Source organism: Saccharothrix stipae (assembly GCF_054781895.1).
In genome coordinates this window covers 148,636-166,166 of record NZ_BAAGTN010000008.1, presented here as the reverse complement: position 1 = coordinate 166,166, position 17,531 = coordinate 148,636, and the positions used below count along the sequence as shown (strand labels likewise).

Annotated in this window: 17 protein-coding genes and 1 pseudogene; 5 read left to right on the top strand and 13 right to left on the bottom strand. The window is 71.9% G+C overall.

Annotated features, from left to right (window positions below):
* Window positions 1-125: 125 nt before the first annotated feature.
* From ACYVLT_RS17560 to ACYVLT_RS17545, 4 genes are all read right to left on the bottom strand, one after another.
* Entirely contained in the window at window positions 126-449 is a 324-nt protein-coding gene (locus tag ACYVLT_RS17560) for a hypothetical protein (protein WP_461121265.1), read from the bottom strand.
* Between the two features lie 88 nt (window positions 450-537).
* Entirely contained in the window at window positions 538-1,542 is a 1,005-nt protein-coding gene (gene meaB, locus ACYVLT_RS17555) for a methylmalonyl Co-A mutase-associated GTPase MeaB (RefSeq protein WP_461121264.1), read from the bottom strand.
* The gene (gene scpA, locus ACYVLT_RS17550) at window positions 1,535-3,754 is read right to left on the bottom strand and encodes a methylmalonyl-CoA mutase (RefSeq protein WP_461121263.1); all 2,220 of its coding nucleotides are present in this window, start codon (window positions 3,752-3,754) and stop codon (window positions 1,535-1,537) included. The genes meaB and scpA overlap by 8 nt, the downstream gene beginning before the upstream one ends.
* On the bottom strand, window positions 3,751-5,724 hold the full coding sequence (locus tag ACYVLT_RS17545; protein WP_461122237.1) for a methylmalonyl-CoA mutase family protein: 1,974 nt from the start codon (window positions 5,722-5,724) through the stop codon (window positions 3,751-3,753). Before ACYVLT_RS17545 ends, scpA begins: the two co-directional genes overlap by 4 nt.
* Window positions 5,725-5,837: 113 nt before the next feature.
* Here ACYVLT_RS17545 and ACYVLT_RS17540 point away from each other — a divergent pair, with 113 nt between their 5' ends.
* Complete coding sequence (locus ACYVLT_RS17540) at window positions 5,838-7,508, top strand: serine/threonine-protein kinase (RefSeq protein WP_461121262.1); 1,671 nt, start codon at window positions 5,838-5,840, stop codon at window positions 7,506-7,508.
* On the opposite strand, the gene ACYVLT_RS17535 is transcribed toward ACYVLT_RS17540, so the two are convergent.
* Complete coding sequence (locus tag ACYVLT_RS17535; RefSeq protein ID WP_461121261.1) at window positions 7,492-8,142, bottom strand: tetratricopeptide repeat protein; 651 nt, start codon at window positions 8,140-8,142, stop codon at window positions 7,492-7,494. The genes ACYVLT_RS17540 and ACYVLT_RS17535 overlap by 17 nt on opposite strands.
* A gap of 101 nt (window positions 8,143-8,243) precedes the next feature.
* Window positions 8,244-8,303: pseudogene (locus ACYVLT_RS17530) on the bottom strand (hypothetical protein); the annotation flags it as partial.
* Between the two features lie 217 nt (window positions 8,304-8,520).
* Between ACYVLT_RS17530 and ACYVLT_RS17525 the strand changes: the two are divergent.
* Both ACYVLT_RS17525 and ACYVLT_RS17520 read left to right on the top strand, forming a co-directional pair.
* The gene (locus ACYVLT_RS17525) at window positions 8,521-9,333 is read left to right on the top strand and encodes a purine-nucleoside phosphorylase (RefSeq protein WP_461121260.1); all 813 of its coding nucleotides are present in this window, start codon (window positions 8,521-8,523) and stop codon (window positions 9,331-9,333) included.
* A complete protein-coding gene (locus tag ACYVLT_RS17520) occupies window positions 9,330-10,949 on the top strand; it encodes a phospho-sugar mutase (protein ID WP_461121259.1) in 1,620 nt (539 codons plus the stop codon). The genes ACYVLT_RS17525 and ACYVLT_RS17520 overlap by 4 nt, the downstream gene beginning before the upstream one ends.
* On the opposite strand, the gene ACYVLT_RS17515 is transcribed toward ACYVLT_RS17520, so the two are convergent.
* Window positions 10,936-11,268 carry a hypothetical protein gene (locus ACYVLT_RS17515; protein WP_461121258.1) on the bottom strand — a complete coding sequence of 111 codons (333 nt, stop codon included), beginning with the start codon at window positions 11,266-11,268 and terminating at the stop codon, window positions 10,936-10,938. The two genes, ACYVLT_RS17520 and ACYVLT_RS17515, sit on opposite strands and share 14 nt — an antisense overlap.
* A 135-nt stretch (window positions 11,269-11,403) precedes the next feature.
* On the opposite strand from ACYVLT_RS17515, the gene ACYVLT_RS17510 reads away from it, so the two are divergent.
* Window positions 11,404-11,856, top strand: coding sequence for a flavodoxin family protein (locus tag ACYVLT_RS17510; RefSeq protein ID WP_461122236.1), 453 nt, complete (start codon window positions 11,404-11,406; stop codon window positions 11,854-11,856).
* On the opposite strand, the gene ACYVLT_RS17505 is transcribed toward ACYVLT_RS17510, so the two are convergent.
* From ACYVLT_RS17505 to ACYVLT_RS17485, 5 genes are all read right to left on the bottom strand, one after another.
* A complete protein-coding gene (locus ACYVLT_RS17505; protein ID WP_461121257.1) occupies window positions 11,853-12,884 on the bottom strand; it encodes an aldo/keto reductase in 1,032 nt (343 codons plus the stop codon). The genes ACYVLT_RS17510 and ACYVLT_RS17505 overlap by 4 nt on opposite strands.
* Complete coding sequence (locus tag ACYVLT_RS17500; RefSeq protein WP_461122235.1) at window positions 12,881-13,825, bottom strand: aldo/keto reductase; 945 nt, start codon at window positions 13,823-13,825, stop codon at window positions 12,881-12,883. The genes ACYVLT_RS17505 and ACYVLT_RS17500 overlap by 4 nt, the downstream gene beginning before the upstream one ends.
* Window positions 13,826-13,869: 44 nt before the next feature.
* Window positions 13,870-14,253: a MerR family transcriptional regulator gene (locus ACYVLT_RS17495; RefSeq protein ID WP_461121256.1), complete on the bottom strand. Its 384-nt coding sequence runs from the start codon at window positions 14,251-14,253 to the stop codon at window positions 13,870-13,872.
* Between the two features lie 97 nt (window positions 14,254-14,350).
* On the bottom strand, window positions 14,351-14,734 hold the full coding sequence (locus ACYVLT_RS17490) for a type II toxin-antitoxin system death-on-curing family toxin (RefSeq protein ID WP_360458392.1): 384 nt from the start codon (window positions 14,732-14,734) through the stop codon (window positions 14,351-14,353).
* A gap of 456 nt (window positions 14,735-15,190) precedes the next feature.
* A complete protein-coding gene (locus tag ACYVLT_RS17485; RefSeq protein WP_233824133.1) occupies window positions 15,191-15,391 on the bottom strand; it encodes a type II toxin-antitoxin system VapB family antitoxin in 201 nt (66 codons plus the stop codon).
* An 81-nt stretch (window positions 15,392-15,472) separates the two neighbouring features.
* Between ACYVLT_RS17485 and ACYVLT_RS17480 the strand changes: the two genes are divergently transcribed.
* Complete coding sequence (locus tag ACYVLT_RS17480; protein WP_461121255.1) at window positions 15,473-16,117, top strand: TetR/AcrR family transcriptional regulator; 645 nt, start codon at window positions 15,473-15,475, stop codon at window positions 16,115-16,117.
* A 10-nt stretch (window positions 16,118-16,127) separates the two neighbouring features.
* On the opposite strand, the gene ACYVLT_RS17475 is transcribed toward ACYVLT_RS17480, so the two are convergent.
* A complete protein-coding gene (locus ACYVLT_RS17475; protein WP_461121254.1) occupies window positions 16,128-17,402 on the bottom strand; it encodes a glycoside hydrolase family 18 protein in 1,275 nt (424 codons plus the stop codon).
* Window positions 17,403-17,531: the final 129 nt, after the last annotated feature.

Genomic DNA, 17,531 nt, shown 5'->3' with positions numbered 1-17,531 from the left:
CAACCGGCAACCGGTCGCGCGGATGCGCCAAGCGGTGCGCGAGTTTCGGTCAGACCGATCAAGTCTGCGCAGGGTGATGCTAAAAGGCGACCAGATATCGCCCCGAAGCTCCCACTAGATGGGATTCACCCGGACTTGCGCCCGGCTCGCCACTTCGACCACCGCTTCTTGTTACGCCAGTAAACGAGGGCGAACAACAGCAGCGCGATACCACCGATCCACAACTTCCTGCGGGTTTCCGAGCCCGACGTGGACGCGGGCTCCTGCGGGGCGTTGATGTCGGGACCGGGCTGGACGGTGCCGCCCGGCTCGATGGTGCCGCCGGGCGCCAGGGTCTCCGTCGGCTGCACGGCCAGGTGCGGCGACGTCGGCACGGCGGAGCCTGTGCCCGACACGGTGAGGACACCGGTCAGCACGAACAGGCACACCGCGAGCACAGATCGCCACATGGTCGCCAAGCCTAGCCATCGCCTTTCCGGGTTACCACTGTCAGTGGTCATCCAACCCGGTATCCGTACACATGCGGTGAGCGAGCCGTCACGGACGTTCGCGGAACGCGGCCAGGATCCGCTCGGCGGCCAGCGTGGCGGTCAGCTCGCCGTCGCGCACCTGCCGTTCCACCTCGGGCACGACCGAGCGCACCGCCGGCGCCGAGCGCAGGCTCGTCAGCAGCTGGTCGTGCACCATGGCCCAGGTCCAGTCGACCTGCTGGCGCCGCCGCCGTTCGACCAGCTCACCGGCCGCCTCCAGGGTCTCCCGGTGCTTGGTGACCTGCTGCCACACGGTGTCCAGCCCCGAGCCGTCCAGCCCGCTGCACGTCAGCACGGGCGGGTGCCACAGGGCGTCCGGCGGCCGCAGCAGCCGCAGCGCGCCGGCCAGCTCGCGGGCCGCCCGGCGCGCGTCGACCTCGTGCGGGCCGTCGGCCTTGTTGACCGCGATCACGTCGGCCAGCTCCAGCACGCCCTTCTTGATCCCCTGGAGCTGGTCGCCCGTGCGAGCCAGCGTCAGGAACAGCGAGCAGTCCGTCATGTTGGCCACGGCGACCTCGGACTGGCCGACGCCGACCGTCTCGACCAGCACCACGTCGTAGCCGGCGGCCTCGACCAGCACGATCGACTCGCGGGTGGCCTTGGCCACGCCGCCGAGCGTGCCGGAGGTCGGTGACGGCCGGATGAACGCCGCCGGGTCGACCGCGAGCCGGGCCATCCGGGTCTTGTCGCCCAGGATGGAACCGCCGGTGCGGGTGGACGACGGGTCGACCGCCAGCACCGCCACCCGGTGGCCCCGCGCGGTCAGCATGGAGCCGAGCGCGTCGATGAACGTCGACTTGCCCACGCCGGGCACGCCGGTGATGCCGACGCGGTGCGCGCCCGCCCCGGACGGACCGGAGGAGTGCGGCAGCAGCTCGACCAGCAGCTCCTGCGCCGACGCCCGGTGGTCCGGGCGGGTCGACTCGACCAGCGTGATGGCCCGCGCCAGCACGCCGCGGTCGCCCGCGAGCACGCCCTTGGCGTACTCGCCGACGTCGACCGGCCTAGCCATCGTGTCCCGGCACGTCGCCGTGGTCCGGCACGTCGCCGTGGCCCAGCTCCCGGGCGAGCCGGCGCAGCAGGTCGCCCGCCGCGTCGGCGATGACCGTGCCGGGCGGGAAGATCGCCGCCGCGCCGGCCGCGCGCAACGCGTCGAAGTCCTGCGGCGGGATCACGCCGCCGACCACGATCATGATGTCCTCGCGGCCCATCCCGGCCAACGCCGAGCGCAGCGCGGGCACCAGCGTGAGGTGGCCGGCGGCCAGCGACGACACCCCGACGATGTGCACGTCGGCCTCGACGGCCTGGCGGGCGACCTCGTCCGGGGTCTGGAACAGCGGGCCGACGTCCACGTCGAAGCCGAGGTCGGCGAACGCGGTCGCGATCACCTTTTGGCCGCGGTCGTGCCCGTCCTGGCCCATCTTGGCGACCAGGATCCGCGGCCGGCGGCCTTCCGCCTCGGCGAACGCCTCCACGACCTCTCGGGTGGCCTCGACGTTGGACACGGACCCGGCCTCCTCCCGGTACACGCCGGTGATGGTGCGGATCTGCGCGGAGTGCCGACCCCACACCTTGCCCAGCGCCTCGGAGATCTCACCCACGGTGGCCTTGGCGCGGGCGGCGGCGATGGCCAGCTCCAGCAGGTTCCCGTCCGAGCCCGCCGCGTTGGTCAGCGCGGTCAACGCCGAGTCCACACCGGACTGGTCGCGTTCCGCGCGCAGCCGGGCGAGCTTGGCCAGCTGCTGCGCCCGCACGCCCGCGTTGTCGACCTTGAGCACGTCGATCTTCTCGTCGAACTCGACCTGGTACTTGTTCACGCCGATCACCGGCTGCCGACCGGAGTCGATGCGGGCCTGGGTGCGCGCCGCGGCCTCCTCGATGCGCAGCTTCGGGATGCCCGCGTCGATGGCCCGCGCCATCCCGCCCGCGGCCTCGACCTCGGTGATGTGCGACCACGCGCGGTGCGCCAGGTCGTGCGTGAGGCGTTCGACGAACGCGCTGCCGCCCCACGGGTCGATCACCCGCGTGGTGCCCGACTCCTGCTGGAGCAGCAGCTGGGTGTTGCGGGCGATGCGCGCGGAGAAGTCGGTGGGCAGCGCCAGCGCCTCGTCCAGCGCGTTGGTGTGCAGGGACTGGGTGTGCCCCTGGGTGGCGGCCATCGCCTCGACGCACGTCCGGGCGACGTTGTTGAACACGTCCTGCGCGGTGAGCGACCAGCCGGACGTCTGGCAGTGCGTGCGCAGGGACAGCGACTTCGGCGACTTCGGGTCGAAGGTCCGCACCAGCTTCGCCCACAGCAGCCGGGCGGCGCGCATCTTGGCGACTTCCATGAAGAAGTTCATGCCGACCGCCCAGAAGAACGACAACCGCGGCGCGAACGCGTCGATGTCCAGCCCCGCGTCACGGCCCGCCCGCAGGTACTCCACGCCGTCCGCGAGCGTGTAGGCGAGCTCCAGGTCGGCCGTCGCACCGGCTTCCTGCATGTGGTAGCCGGAGATGGAGATGGAGTTGAACTTCGGCATCCGGCGCGAGCTGAACGCGAAGATGTCGGAGATGATCCGCATCGACGGCTGCGGCGGGTAGATGTAGGTGTTGCGGACCATGAACTCCTTGAGGATGTCGTTCTGGATGGTCCCCGCGAGCTGCTCGGGCGCCACCCCCTGCTCCTCGGCCGCCACCACGTACAGCGCCAGGATCGGCAGCACCGCGCCGTTCATGGTCATCGACACGCTCATCTTGTCCAACGGGATGCCGTCGAACAGCTGTCGCATGTCGTAGATCGAGTCGATGGCCACGCCCGCCATGCCGACGTCACCGGCGACCCTGGGGTGGTCGGAGTCGTAGCCGCGGTGGGTGGCGAGGTCGAACGCGACGGAGAGGCCCTTCTGGCCGGCCGCGAGGTTGCGGCGGTAGAAGGCGTTGGACTCCTCGGCGGTGGAGAACCCGGCGTACTGCCGGATCGTCCACGGCTGGTTGACGTACATCGTCGGGTACGGGCCGCGCAGGAACGGCGCGATGCCGGGGTAGGTGCCCAGGAAGTCGAGGCCCTCGGTGTCGGCGGCGGTGTAGACGGGCTTGACGCCGATGCCCTCGGGCGTCTCCCACGTCAGCGCGTCCGCGCCCTTGCCGGTCGCCTCCTGGAGCGCCGCGTGCCACCGCGCGGCGGAGTCGGCGGGATCGGTGGCGGGGTCGCCCAGCTCGACGTCGGCGAAGTTCGGGATCATCGCTGGACTCCAAGCACTTCGAACGTGTGCTCCAGCACCTCTAGCGCCGGGCAGCCGGTGTACACGTACTCGTCGATCTCCGCGCCGGGGTCGGACGATGCGGACTTCCTGCCCGCCAGCAGCACTCTTTGCGCACCGGCCTCGCGCAGCGCCCGGGCCACGGGTGCGGCGAGCTCGGCGTAGCTCGTCTCGCTGCCGCACAGGCACGCGATCCGGGCGCCGCTCTCGCGGAACTTCGCGACCACGTCGGCCGCGGTCTTGGTGGGACCGGCGTTCGGCGTCTCGATGCCGCCCGCCTGGAACAGGTTCGCCGCGAACGTGGCCCTGGCGGTGTGCGCGGCGACCGGGCCGAGCGTGGCCAGGAAGACCTTCGGGCGTTCCGGCGCCGCGTCGGCCGCGTCCCGCAGCGCCTCGAAGTCCTGGGCGTAGCGGATGCGCGGCAGGGGCCGGGATCGCGGCCCCTGGGTCGCCGGACCCTGCTGGGAGCCGGATCGGGGCCCCGAAATTGTCGGACCCTGCTGGGAGAATGAAATTCGGGGATCCCCCGAGGGGGACTCCTGCGCAGCGTGGCCGTCGCGGCCGCGGCCGCTGTTGCCGTCGCGGCCGCCGGTGCCGTCGAGGTCGTCGTTGACGTGGCCGGGTTCCGCGGGCGCGGGTGGGCGGGTGACGGGTTGCTCGCCGAGGTTCGGGAACTCGCTGACGCCGGTGATCGCGTCGGTCCGGTCGGCCAGGTTCGCCCGGCGCCGCTCCCAGGTGGCCGCGACCCGGTCGGCGACCAGGTCGAACGCCTTCGGCAGCCCGCCGGCGGCCTCGATCTCCCGGAACCAGGCCCAGGCGGCGTGCGCGAGGTCGTCGGTGAGCCGTTCCACGTACCAGGAGCCGCCCGCCGGGTCGATCACGCCGGCCAGCCTGGACTCCTCCAGCAGCAGCGACTGAGTGTTGCGCGCGATGCGCCGGGCGAAGTCGTCCGACAGGCCGATGGCGTGGTCGAACGGCAGCACGGTGACCGCGTCCGCGCCGCCCAGCCCCGCGCCGAAGCACGCCACGGTGGTGCGCAGCATGTTCACCCACGGGTCGCGGCGGGTCATCATCGCGGGCGACGTGACCGCGTGCTGGAGTTGCGGGCTCGGCGCGCCGGCGACCTCGGTGACCCGCGCCCACAGCCGCCGCGCGGCCCGGAACTTGGCGATGGTGAGGAACTGGTCGGCGGTCGCCGCGTACCGGAACTCCAGCAGCCGCACGGCCCGCGCGACGTCCAGCCCGGCCTCGGTCAGGTGCCTCAGGTAGGCCACGCCGGCCGCGAGGGACGCACCCAGTTCCTGCGCGTCCGAGCCGCCTGCCTCGTGCACCGGCAGGCCGTCGACCACGACCAGGCGCAGGCCGGTGAACTCGCTGGCCTTGGCCAGCAGGTCGGTCAACGCGCGCAGGTCGGCGGGCTGCCCGGTGCGGGCCTGGACGCCCAACGGGTCGGCGCCGACGTTGCCGCGCACCTCGCTCGGCAGCACCGGCCGCTGGTCCCAGACCCGCAGCATGGCGCGACCGGCTTCGAGGAAGTCCGCGCCCGCGTCCACCACGACCGGCGCGAGGTCCAGGTAGACGTCGGCCAGCACGTCGTCGTAGGTGGCCGGGTCGAGTCCCTTGAGCCACAGCGACGTGACGCCGTTCTCCAGGTCGGTCATCACCGCGTTCCGGTCGGCGACGCGGTGCTGCTGGCGCACGTCCCAGCCCTCGACCGCGCCCTGCGGCCGACCGCCTCGGGTGAACGGCGCCAGGCCCGGGAACCCGGCGTCCGGCGCGCGGTCGGCCGCGGTGTAGAGCGGCTGGACGTCGATGCCGTCGTAGGTGGTGGTGATCAGCGACCCGAAGTCCGCACCCGACTTGCGCAGCACGCCCTGGACGAGGTCCAGCCACTGCTCGCGGTCAGGGGTGGGGAACTCGGCGGCCAGCGCCAACTCGCCTGACGGCTCCATCATGCTCCGCAGTGTTACTCACCGGTAGTGCGACGGCTACGCGACGGCTGTGTGAGGTTCACCGCCGTGAACGATGCAGAGGCCAGTCTTCCACGCTGGTGAATGATGGCGCAGTGGACACCGAGCGACTGATCGCCGGCCGCTACCGCCTCCGGCACGTGCTGGGGCGTGGGTCGATGGGCACCGTCTGGGCCGCGCACGACGAGGTGCTGCGGCGGGACGTCGCGGTGAAGGAGATCCTGCGCCCGGAGGGCACCCCGGACGGCGAGGCCGAGGTGCTCCGGGAGCGCACGCTGCGCGAAGCGCGTTCGGCGGCGGCGCTCGCGCACCCGAACCTGGTCACGGTGTACGACGTGGTGCAGGCCGACGGCGACCCGTACGTGGTGATGGAGCTGGTGCCGTCGTCGTCGCTGGCGGACGTGGTGCGGCAGCGCGGGCCGTTGACCGACGTGCAGGGCGCGGTGGTGGCGGACGCCGTGGCCGCCGCGCTGGACGCCGCGCACCGGGCCGGGATCACGCACCGGGACGTGAAGCCGGGCAACGTGCTGGTCGCCGACGACGGGCGGGTGAAGCTCACCGACTTCGGCATCGCGCGCAACGTGGCCGAGGCCACGCTCACCAGCCGGGGGATCACGCTGGGCACGCCCGCGTTCATCGCGCCCGAGGTGGCGGCGGGCGGCGCGGTGTCGTTCGCGGCGGACCAGTGGTCGTTGGGCGCGACGTTGTTCGCGGCGATGACCGGGCAGCAGCCGTACGAGGGCGCGAACGTGCTCCAGACGATCAACCAGGTGGTGCACGGCGACGTGCCGTCGGCCTCGGCCTGTGGCGCGTTGGCGCCGGTGGTCGCCGGGCTGATGGTGAAGTCACCGGACGAGCGGATCACGCCGGCCGAGGTGCGCCGGTTGGTCCGGCCGCTGCTGCCGGAGCCGGGCACCGACGTGTTCCCCGCGTCGTCGGCGACCCGCCCGGTGGTGGAGGTCGTGCGGCCGCCGCTGGTCAAGCCCCCGATCCCGCCGGACACGCCGTTGGCCGACGACCCGGGTCCGCTGCCGTTCGCCGTGGCGGAGGCGCCGACGCGTGAGCTGGCCCGGCGGCCGGGGCTGACGGTGCTGGTGGCGTTGTCGGCGGTGGTGCTGTTCGCGATCGGCAGCGTGTCCGGCTTCGCGTTGACCAGGACGGTCGCGGGCGCGTCGTTGTTACCGCCGCCGGTTCTGGACACCCCGTCGCTGCCCGCGATCACCGAGACGCCGTCGCTGCTGCCGACCACCGCGTCGGCCGCGTCGGCGAAGGGCGAGCAGGGGGCGGAGTTCACCATCGAGGTCGGGTCGGACTGGACGAGTTTCCTGGAGCAGCGGGCCAACAACGGGCTCGGTCCGAGCACGGTCGTCCACCTGGTCGCGCCCAACGGGTGGTACGAGGTGACGGTGCAGCGGTTCCCGGGCTACTACGAGCGGAACACGATCGAGGACTACGTGCGGCTCGTGCGGTCGCGGTGGGCGGAGGGCCAGTACTTCGGCGAGGCGTTCGAGTCGACCGACGTGCTGCCGCCGGGCGGGCCGGAGGCGGGTCGCCAGTACAGCTACCGGACCGTCGAGCGGGCCACGTCCCTGGCCCGTGGCACCGTGTCACCCGGTCTTGACCTGCGGCGCAGTCGTTACTCCCGCCTCCTGCCCCGGGGCAACGACCTGTGGGTGGTCGAGGTGGTGGTGCCGACGGAGCAGGAGGAGACGGGTCGGAGCCGTTTGTTCGACACGATCGCGCCGACGTTCAGGGTGAGCGATTAGCGCGCGCTTCGGACACTCGGCTCAAGTACGTCCGGACGACCTGGATCAGGAGGTGGTTCGGACCCAGCGCTCTCTCGCACGTCGAAACGAGTTCGCGGAGTTCGCTCTCGGCGCTCACGAGGTGGCCTTGACGGGCCGACGTGAACGCCGCCGAAGCCCTCAAGCCCAACGTGCGCGAATGTTCAGGTCCGAACAGCCGCACGTACACGGGGAGCAACGCGTCGAACTCCGCGGCGGCGGCCTCCAGGTCGCCCTCGATCTGGAGCAGGGTGGCGATGTTCTGCCGCACCCACATGGTGTCCGGGTGGTCGTGGCCCAGGAGCGCGGACCGGACCGCCAACAACTCGCGGTACTCGGCCGACGCCTCGGCGAACCGGTCCTGCGCGACCAATTCACGGGCCAGGGCGACTCGGGTGTCCGAGGTCCGCGGGTCGTGGGCGCCGACCTGTGCCGTCAGCAACGCGCGCAGGTCGGCACCGGTCGCCGCCGCATCGTGCTCGCCGGAGACCCTGGCCAGGTCCTTCCTGGTGTCCACCGTGTCCGGGTGGTCGCGTCCGAGCGCCTGTTGCTGTGCGGCGAGCACCGCGCGGAACTCGGCCGCCGCGGTGTCGCGGTCGCCGCGCCAGTCCGCCACAGGACCTCCGGGGCCGAACTCCCGCCGGCCCAGGCGTTGCGGACGGTCTGTTGGTCGGCACCGGCGCGCAGCGCGACCTCGCGCAGGCCCTCGGTGACGTTCGTCGCGCTGCTCGCGTCGACCCACCAGACCTCGACGCCGACCTGTCGGGCGAGCTGCACCGCGACCGTGGTCTTGCCGTGCCCGCCGTTGCCGTGCAGGACGACCACCTGACCGCCCACCTCGACGGCCGCTGTCAGGGAGGTGAGCAGGTCGTCCCGGCCGCGAATGGGGTGCGTCACCTCCTCCGGCACCACCTACCTCGCCAGACCCACGGCCGCACAGGGCCGACCGCAGCACTGCGGGCAACGGCCGAGCACGGCTATTAGGCTCGCGGCCGTGACCGCCATCAGTGAGAACACCACCCCCGAGGCCCTGGCGACCGACGCGGCGAAGGCGTTGGCCGAGCGGACCGGGGTGGGCAAGCACGACATCGCCGTGGTCCTCGGTTCGGGTTGGCGCCCGGCCGCGGACCTGATCGGCGAGCCCACCGCCGAGCTCCCCATGGGCGAGCTGCCCGGGTTCGAGGCCCCCACGGCCGTCGGCCACGGCGGCACGGTGCGGTCGGTGGCCGTCGGCGACAAGAACGTGCTGGTGATGCTCGGTCGCACGCACGGGTACGAGGGCAAGGGCGTGGCCAAGGTCGTGCACGGTGTGCGCACGGCGGCCGCGGCCGGTGTCCGGACGGTCGTGCTGACCAACGCGGCCGGCGGCCTGCGGCAGGGCATGTCGGTCGGCCAGCCGGTGCTGATCAGCGACCACCTGAACCTCACCGCGTCATCCCCGCTGGTCGGCGCCCGGTTCGTGGACCTCACCGACCTGTACTCGCCGCGGCTGCGCGACCTGGCCCGGGAGATCGACCCGTCGCTGGAGGAAGGCGTCTACGCGGGCCTGCCGGGGCCGCACTTCGAGACGCCCGCCGAGATCCGGATGCTCGGCGCGATCGGCGCGGACCTGGTCGGCATGTCCACCGTGCTGGAGGCCATCGCGGCACGCGCGGAGGGCGTGGAGGTGTTCGGCCTGTCGCTGGTGACGAACCTGGCCGCGGGCATCACCGGCGAGCCGCTCAACCACGAAGAGGTGCTGGAGGCGGGCCAGGCCGCGGCGAGCCGGATGGGCGCCTTGCTGCGTGAGCTGGTGACCCGGGCATGACCCTCACCCCGGCCCTGCGCGACGCCGCGTTCCGCTGGATCGCCGACGACCCCGACCCCGGGGCACGCCTGGAGCTGCAAACCGTGCTCGCCCGGGCGATGGGCGGTGACGCCGCCGCGGTCGAGGAGCTGGCGGACCGGATGGCCGGTCCGCTGACCTTCGGCACGGCGGGGCTGCGCGGTCCCGTGCGGGCCGGGCCGAACGGGATGAACCGGGCCGTGGTCATCCGCACCACGGCCGGGCTGGCCGCGTGGCTCAAGGCGCACGGGCACGTCGGCACGGTGTTCGTCGGCCGGGACGCGCGGCACGGGTCGGAGGACTTCGCGGCGGCGGCCGCCGGTGTGCTGGCGGGCGCGGGCTTCACCGTGCGGGTGCTGCCGGGGCCGTTGCCGACGCCGGTGCTGGCGTTCCTGGTCAAGCGGCACGACGCGGTGGCGGGCGTGCAGATCACCGCCTCCCACAACCCGCCCGCGGACAACGGCTACAAGCTGTACCTGGCCGGTGGCGGGCAGATCGTGCCGCCGGCGGACGGCGAGATCGAGGCGGCGATCCGGGGCGTGCCCGCGGCGGTGTCGGTGCCGTTGTCGGAGGACTACCTGCCGGTGTCGGACGCCGAGGTGGACGAGTACCTGGAACGGGTGGCGTCGCTGCCCCGCGGTGTGGCGCGTGACCTGCGAGTGGTGTTGACGCCGATGCACGGCGTCGGCGGCGCGACCGCGGTGGACGCGTTGCGGCGGGCCGGGTTCACCGACGTGCGGGTGGTGCGGGAGCAGGCCGTGCCGGACCCGGCGTTCCCGACCGTGGCGTTCCCGAACCCGGAGGAGCCGGGTGCGGCGGACCGGTTGCTGGAGCTCGCGGCGGCCGACTCGGCCGACCTCGCCATCGCCCTGGACCCGGACGCGGACCGGTGCGCGCTGGGGGTCCGGGAGCGGGACGGGTCGTGGCGGATGCTGCGCGGCGACGAGACCGGCGTGCTCCTCGGGTCACTCGTGCTGTCCACTACGGACAGCGCGGATCCCTTGGTGGCCACCACGATCGTGTCGTCCTCGTTGCTCAAGTCGATCGCGGCGGCGCACGGCGCGCGTTACGCGGAGACGTTGACGGGGTTCAAGTGGTTGGTGCGCGCGGGCGACGGGCTGGTGTTCGCGTACGAGGAAGCGCTGGGCAACTGCGTCGACCCGGCGCACGTCAACGACAAGGACGGCATCTCGGCGGCCGTGGTGGCGTGCGACCTGGCGGCCGGGTTGAAGGCGTCCGGCCGCACCCTGCTGGACGCGCTGGACCAGCTGGCCGTCGACCACGGCCTGCACCTGACCGACCAGGTGTCGCTGCGGTTCACCGACCTGAGCCGGATCGGGGCGTTGATGGCCCGGCTGCGCGCCGAGCCACCGGCGGGTTTCGCGTTCGAGGACCTCTTGCCCGAGGCCGACGTGGTGCGGCTCACGCGGGACGGCGTGCGGGTGGTCGTGCGGCCGTCCGGGACCGAGCCGAAGCTCAAGGCCTACCTCGAAGTGGTGGAACCGGTGTCGGACGACCTGCCCGCCGCCCGTGAGCGCGCCCGGGCCCGGTTGGCCGAGCTGCGCGCTCAGGTGTCGGACCTGCTCACGACGCCATAGCGATCAGCAGGCACAGCACGGCGACGACGAGTGAGCCGCCGGCCACCAGGTACGGGCGCCTGGTCGGCGGGCTCACCGGGCGCGGCCGGTGCTGGGTGGCGGCGGCCACCGAGATGCGGCCGGAGATGTAGCTGGTCGTGCACAGCGCGACGCCGGCCGCCAGGATCATCGTGTTGACGTCCCACGGGCTGTGGTCGACACCGGGCCACAGGGCGATGAAGACCAGCGGCAGGCCGATCAGCCCGACCCCGATGCCGACACCCGCACCCCAGGTGATCCGCCGGTTGCGCTTCATCGTGGCGATGCTGCGAGTTTCCATGACTCCCTCCCGGTACCTACACATCCCAGGACGTTCGACGGCCCCGCCGGTTCCCACGGGTCGAGACCGTCACCGGGCGTGCTCCAGGCTACCGAGCGGTTGCACCGGCGTGCCGATCGCGGCAACCTGGCCCGCGTGCCCCGCCTGTTGATCGTGCACCACACGCCGTCACCCGCCATGCACGAGCTGTTCGAGGCGGTGCTGGCGGGCGCGGCTGACCCGGAGATCGAGGGCGTCGAGGTGGTCCGCAGGCCCGCGCTGGGCGCGACCGTGACCGACGTGCTGGAGGCCGACGGCTACCTGCTGGGCACGCCCGCCAACATCGGCTACATCAGCGGCGCGCTGAAGCACTTCTTCGACACCGTCTACTACCCCTGCCTGGACGCCACGCGCGGCCGGCCGTTCGGCGCCTACGTGCACGGCAACCTGGGCACGGAGGGTGCGGTGAAGGCGTTGCGCGACATCACCACGGGCCTGAAGTGGCGGCCCGTGGCGGCGACGCTGACCCTCACCGGCGCGCCGGACCGCGACGCGCGGGAGCGGTGCCGGGAGCTGGGCGCCGCGGTCGCCGCCACGTTGGTGCTCTAGCGGCCCAGCGAGGGCATCACCTCGGCCGCGTAGCGGGTGCCGGCGACCGCGTCGGCGGGCACGGCGGCGGCGATGCGGTCCAGCTGCGCGTCGGTCAGCGCCAGGTCCGCGGCGGCCGCGTTCTCCTCCAGGTACTTCACCCGCTTGGTGCCCGGGATCGGCACCGCGCCCTGGTGGTGCACCCACGCCAGCGCGATCTGCCCCGGCGTCACGTCGTGCTCCCGCGCCACCTCGCGCAGCGACTCCACCAGGGCCAGGTTGCGCGCGAAGTTCTCCTCCGCGAACCGGGGCTGGCCGACCAGGCGGAAGTCACCGGCCGCGAAGTCGTCCTTCGACGTGTACCGGCCGGTGAGGAAACCGCGGCCGAGCGGCGAGTAGGCGACGATGCCGATGCCCAGCTCACGGCACGTGGGCGCGACCTCGTCCTCGATGTCGCGCGACCACAGCGACCACTCGGTCTGCACGGCCGCGACCGGGTGCACGGCGTGCGCCCGCCGGATCGTCGCCGCGCCCGCCTCGGACAGCCCGATGTGCCGGACCTTGCCCTGCGCGACGAGCTCGGCCATCGCACCGACGGTCTCCTCGATCGGCACGTCCGGGTCGACCCGGTGCTGGTAGTACAGGTCGATGTGGTCGGTGCCCAGCCGGCGCAACGACGCCTCGGCGGCCTGCTTGACGTACTCCGGGTCGCCGCGCAGACCCCATTCGGCACGCGGAGTGCCGGTGTCGCGGACCACGGCGAACTTCGTGGCCAGCACGACCTCGTCGCGGCGGCCCTTGATCGCGCGGCCCACCAGCTCCTCGTTGGTGAACGGCCCGTACATGTCGGCCGTATCGAGGAACGTGACGCCCAGGTCGAGGGCGCGGTGGATGGTGGCGGTGGACTCGGACTCGTCGCCGGGGCCGTAGAACTCGCTCATGCCCATGCAGCCCAGACCCTGCGCGCTCACTTCGAGCGCGCCCAAGCGGCGGTTCTCCACGGTGCCGTCCTCCCCCTCGGTCGTCTGTTCGGTAATCGGTGCGGTCATCGGTTCGTCAGCTTCAGGAACTCCGCCGGGTACCGGTCGCCCGCGACGGCGGGTGCGGCGGCCTCGATCGCGCGCAGCTCGTCGGCGCTGAGCTCCAGGTCGGCGGCGGCGACGTTCTCCTCCAGGTACTTCACCCGCTTGGTGCCCGGGATCGGCACGACGTGCTCGCCCTGGTGGTGCACCCAGGCCAGCGCCAACTGGCCCGCGGTGACACCGCGCTCGGCGGCCAGCGCGCGCAACGCGTCCACGATCGCGGTGTTGCGGGCGAAGTTCTCCTCGGCGAACCGGGGCAGGCTGCGGCGCATGTCGTCCTCGCCCAGGTCGGCGACGGACGTGACGCGGCCGGTCAGGAAGCCGCGGCCCAGCGGCGAGAACGGCACGATGCCGATGCCCAGCTCACGGCACGTGGGCGCGATCTCGGCCTCGATGTCACGCGTCCACAGCGACCACTCGCTCTGCAGGGCGCTGATCGGGTGCACGGCGTGCGCGCGGCGGATCGTCGCGGCGCCCGCCTCGGACAGGCCCAGGTAGCGGACCTTGCCCTCGGCGACGAGCTCGGCCATCGCGCCGACGGTCTCCTCGATCGGCACGTCCGGGTCGACCCGGTGCTGGTAGTACAGGTCGATGTGGTCGGTGCCCAGCCGGCGCAACGACGCCTCGACGGCCTGCCGGACGTAGGCGGCGTCACCGCGCGGTTTGCGGTCCGGGTCGGCGAGCCCGAACTTGGTGGCGACCACGACCTCGTCGCGGCGGCCCTTGATCGCGCGGCCCACCAGCTCCTCGTTCTCGCCGACGCCGGCCACGTCGGTCGTGCCGGAACGCGTGACGCCGCCGTAGACGTCCGCGGTGTCCAGGAGCGTGACGCCGAGTTCCAGCGCCCGGTGGATGGTGGCGACGGACTCGGTCTCGTCGCCGACGCCGTACGACTGGCTCATGCCCATGCAGCCCAGGCCCTGCTTGCCGACCTGGAGTTCGCCCAACGACGTCACGCGGTGATCCCCTCGATGAAGGTGTGTTCGAGCTGCTCGTAGTGCGTGATCTTGTACTCCAGCACCTCCAGGCACGACTGGAGTTCCGCGATGCGCTCGCGGACCGAGGCGCGGTGCTCGAACAGCATCTGCTTGCGCCTGCCGGCCGTGGCGTCGCCGCGGTGCCTGAGCTGCGCGTACTCGCGCATCATGCGAATGGGCATGCCGGTGGTGCGCAGGCGGGTCAGGAAGACCAGCCAGCCCAGGTCGTCGTCGCTGTAGCTGCGCCGACCACCGGAGTCCCTGGCCGGCGGGTCGACCAGGCCGATCCGTTCGTAGTAGCGCAGGGTGTCGATCGACAACCCGCTGCGCTCGGCCGCTTGGGCGATCGAGTAAGTCACGGTGTCGACCGTAGGAGCTGGAGTGCACTCCAGGTCAACCCGATTCGTGGTACTCGGTCAGGTCGACCGGCCGTCGCGCCGCGGGACCGGGCCGCGGTCAGTCGGCTTTGGGCAGGCCCCAGGCCTCCAGGTGGGCGGCCATGCCCGAGACGTCGATCTGCTCCCGGCCCAGCGCCCGGACCAGGTCGAGGGCCTCGTCCTCCTCCGCGTCGATCCACCAGCCGTTGATGTCGCACAACGTCACGGCGGCGACCCAGCCCAGCCGCCAGTTGCCCTCGGCCAACGGGCGCGTGCGAACGATGGAGTCGAGCAACGCGGAAGCTTTCAGCCAGAGCGTGTCGTAGGCCTCGACCCCCAGCACGGTCGCCCGGGGGCGGTGGGCTGCGGAGTCGAGGAGACCTAAGTCGCGCACGACCAGATCCCCGCCGGTGACGGCGGTCGCCAGCACGAGCAAGTCGCCGGCGTCGAGGTAGTTGACCACTGCTTGACGCGCTCCCTGTCCTGAGGGGCGGGGACTCCGGCGCGGCCACGCCGCATCCGGGACGTCTCCTGCGCCACCACCCACCCCCTCAGGTCCGTATCGCCTCCCCGCCGAGCCGGCGGCGAGGATGTTGTCGGCGGCGTGGTGCACCGAAGCGCAACCTGGACGCAGCCCGATCTTCAACGGCGCACCATACCGGTGTGCCTCGGAGCGCCGTGGCCGTTCACAGATGTGCGCGGGTGAACGGCCGGGCGTGCGGCGGTTGAGCTGCATGGATTGATCGTATCGAACATATGTTCGAACGGCGAGGGCATGACTGCGTGCTCACCCGAAGGTGTAGGCGCGTCGGTGGCGGCCGCCGGCGGCTGCGGTAGTCCGCAACGGCGGTGGAGTCGGCCGGACCGGAACCCAGGCGGACCGGGGCTCGGGTGGAGCGGGACTCGGTCGGACCGGGGCTCAGGCGGAACCCAGGCGGTCGAGCAGGCCCCGGTACTTGGGGAGCACGCGCCCGAGGACCTCGGACAGCTGCTCCTCCTTCTGCAATCTGGCCCAGCGCTCGGCCAACGCCAAGCGCACGACCTCCTGCTTCGAACGACCCTCGGCTGCGGCCAGTTCGTCCAGCCGCCGGTTCTCCTCGTCACTCAGACGCAGAGTCATAGCCATGGAGAATGACGGTACCAACTTGATACCACGATGGCCAGACCGAGTTTTATAACACCGTTGCGATACGATGTCCCGGTGCCACGACCGAAGACACACGACGAAGCGCTCCGCGGCCGGTTGCTTGAACGCGCGGGCGAACTGCTGTCCACCGAGGGACCCGTCGCCTTGAGCTTGCGCAGGCTCGCGGCGGATGTCAACACCTCGACCACGGCCGTGTACTCGCTGTTCGGCGGCAAGGCCGCGCTGCTGAACGCGGTGTACGAGGAGGCGTTCCGCCGATTCGGTGAACGGATCGCGAGCGTGCCGCAGACCGACGACCCGGTGGAGGACCTGGTCCAGATCGGCCTGGCGTACCGGGAGAGCGCGTTGGCCGACCCGCAGTTCTACCTGGTGATGTTCAGCAAGGTCGTGCCCAACTTCGAGCCGTCCGACGAGACGAAGGAGGCCGCGGTCGAGACGTTCCTGCCGGTCGTGCGCGACGTCGGCCGTTCGGTGGAGGTCGGGATGTTCGTGCAGGACCCGCCGCCCGAGCAGATCGCGCTGGCGATGTGGGGCACGGTGCACGGCCTGGTGAGCCTCGAACTGAACGGCAACCTGCCGCCGAACGTCGAGATCGCCCCCGTCTACGAACGCGCCCTGCGTGCGCACGCGGACGGCTGGCGACGTGCGGGGGTGGGGCCCGGGGAGGCGGCCGCCGCGAAACCTCCCCGGACCCCGTGAACTGTCCAGATCAGGACAGTCCGCTGGTGAGCGCCTTGATCAGCTCGCCGTCGGCGGTGTCGCCGTCGAGCGACCAGATCATCGCGCCGCCAAGGCGCCGTTCGGCCACGTAGCGACCCTTGCGCTTCATCTCGACCGGGTCGTCCCAGGTCCAGAACGTGGTGCCGTCGAACAGCCAAGCGTGCCCGGCCTTGGCGTCCCGGTGCACGGTGAACTGGCCCAGCCGCGCCTTGAGGATGCGGTAGTCCTCGTACCCGGCCTCGTAGGTGGCGGGCGCGGGCCCGGTGGCGGGCTGGAACAGGCCGTTGTTCTCGTTGCGCACGCCGGTCCAGCCGCGGCTGTAGAACGGCACGCCCATCACGACCTTGCTCTTCGGCGCGCCGTTGCGCAGGTAGTGGTCGATCGCGACCTGCGAGCTGAACGGCGGCGCGGTCGGGTCGGCCGCGGGCGTGCGGATCGAGGACTGCTGGTTGGTCAGCGGGTCCCAGGCGCCGTGGTAGTCGTAGCCCTGGATGGTGCCGAACGTCAGCAGGTCGAAGACCCGCTTCACCTCGAAGCCGCGGTCGACCTGGCGCGGGTCGGCGGGCAGGAACGCGGTCAGGTCGTAGCGCTTGCCGGTCCGCCAGGTCAGCTTGCCCAGCTGCTTGCGGTACTCCACGAGCAGCGCGGTGAAGTTCTGCCTGTCCTCGGGTCGCACCACGTTGCCGGGTGCGGCCTCGGACGACGGCCACTCCCAGTCGAGGTCGATGCCGTCGAACACGCCGGCCGCCGCACCGGGCGCGGAGTCGGGCAGGTTGCCCTTGATCCACATGTCGAGGCACGAGGCGACGTGCGCGGCGCGTGACTCGGGGGTCAGGGCCGCGTTGGAGAAGTACTTGGAGCCGGTCCAGCCGCCGAGCGAGATGTTGACGCGCAGCTTGGGGTGCCGGGCCTTGAGCTGCTTGAGCTGGTTGAGGTTGCCCGACAGCGGTTGGCCCGCGACGTCCGCGGTGCCGTTGACGCTCTGCTCGGCGCCGAAGGGCCGCTGGTAGTCGGCCCACGGGTCGGTGCTGACGCACTTGCCGGTCTCGTCGAGGAAGCCGAAGGCGTAGTTGAGGTGGGTGAGCCGCGGAGCGGTGCCGTTGGCGACGAGGTCGCGCACCAGGAAGTTGCGGTCGTAACCGCTCCACTGGGTGTAGTACCCGACGGTGCGCGTGGTCGTGCCGTGCGCGACCGCCTGCGGTGCCAGCGACACGGTCATCGCGGTGGCCAGGAGGGCGGGGAGCACCCATCTCCTGCTCGACATGCTTCTCCTCGCGGTGCCTCTGGGTGAAATCGCCGGTGTGTGGTCCAGACCACGGTAGTGATGAGGTCTAGACCACATCTACGGCCGTTCGGCCGAATCCGGTAACAAGAAAGACTTTCTCGTTCCTTG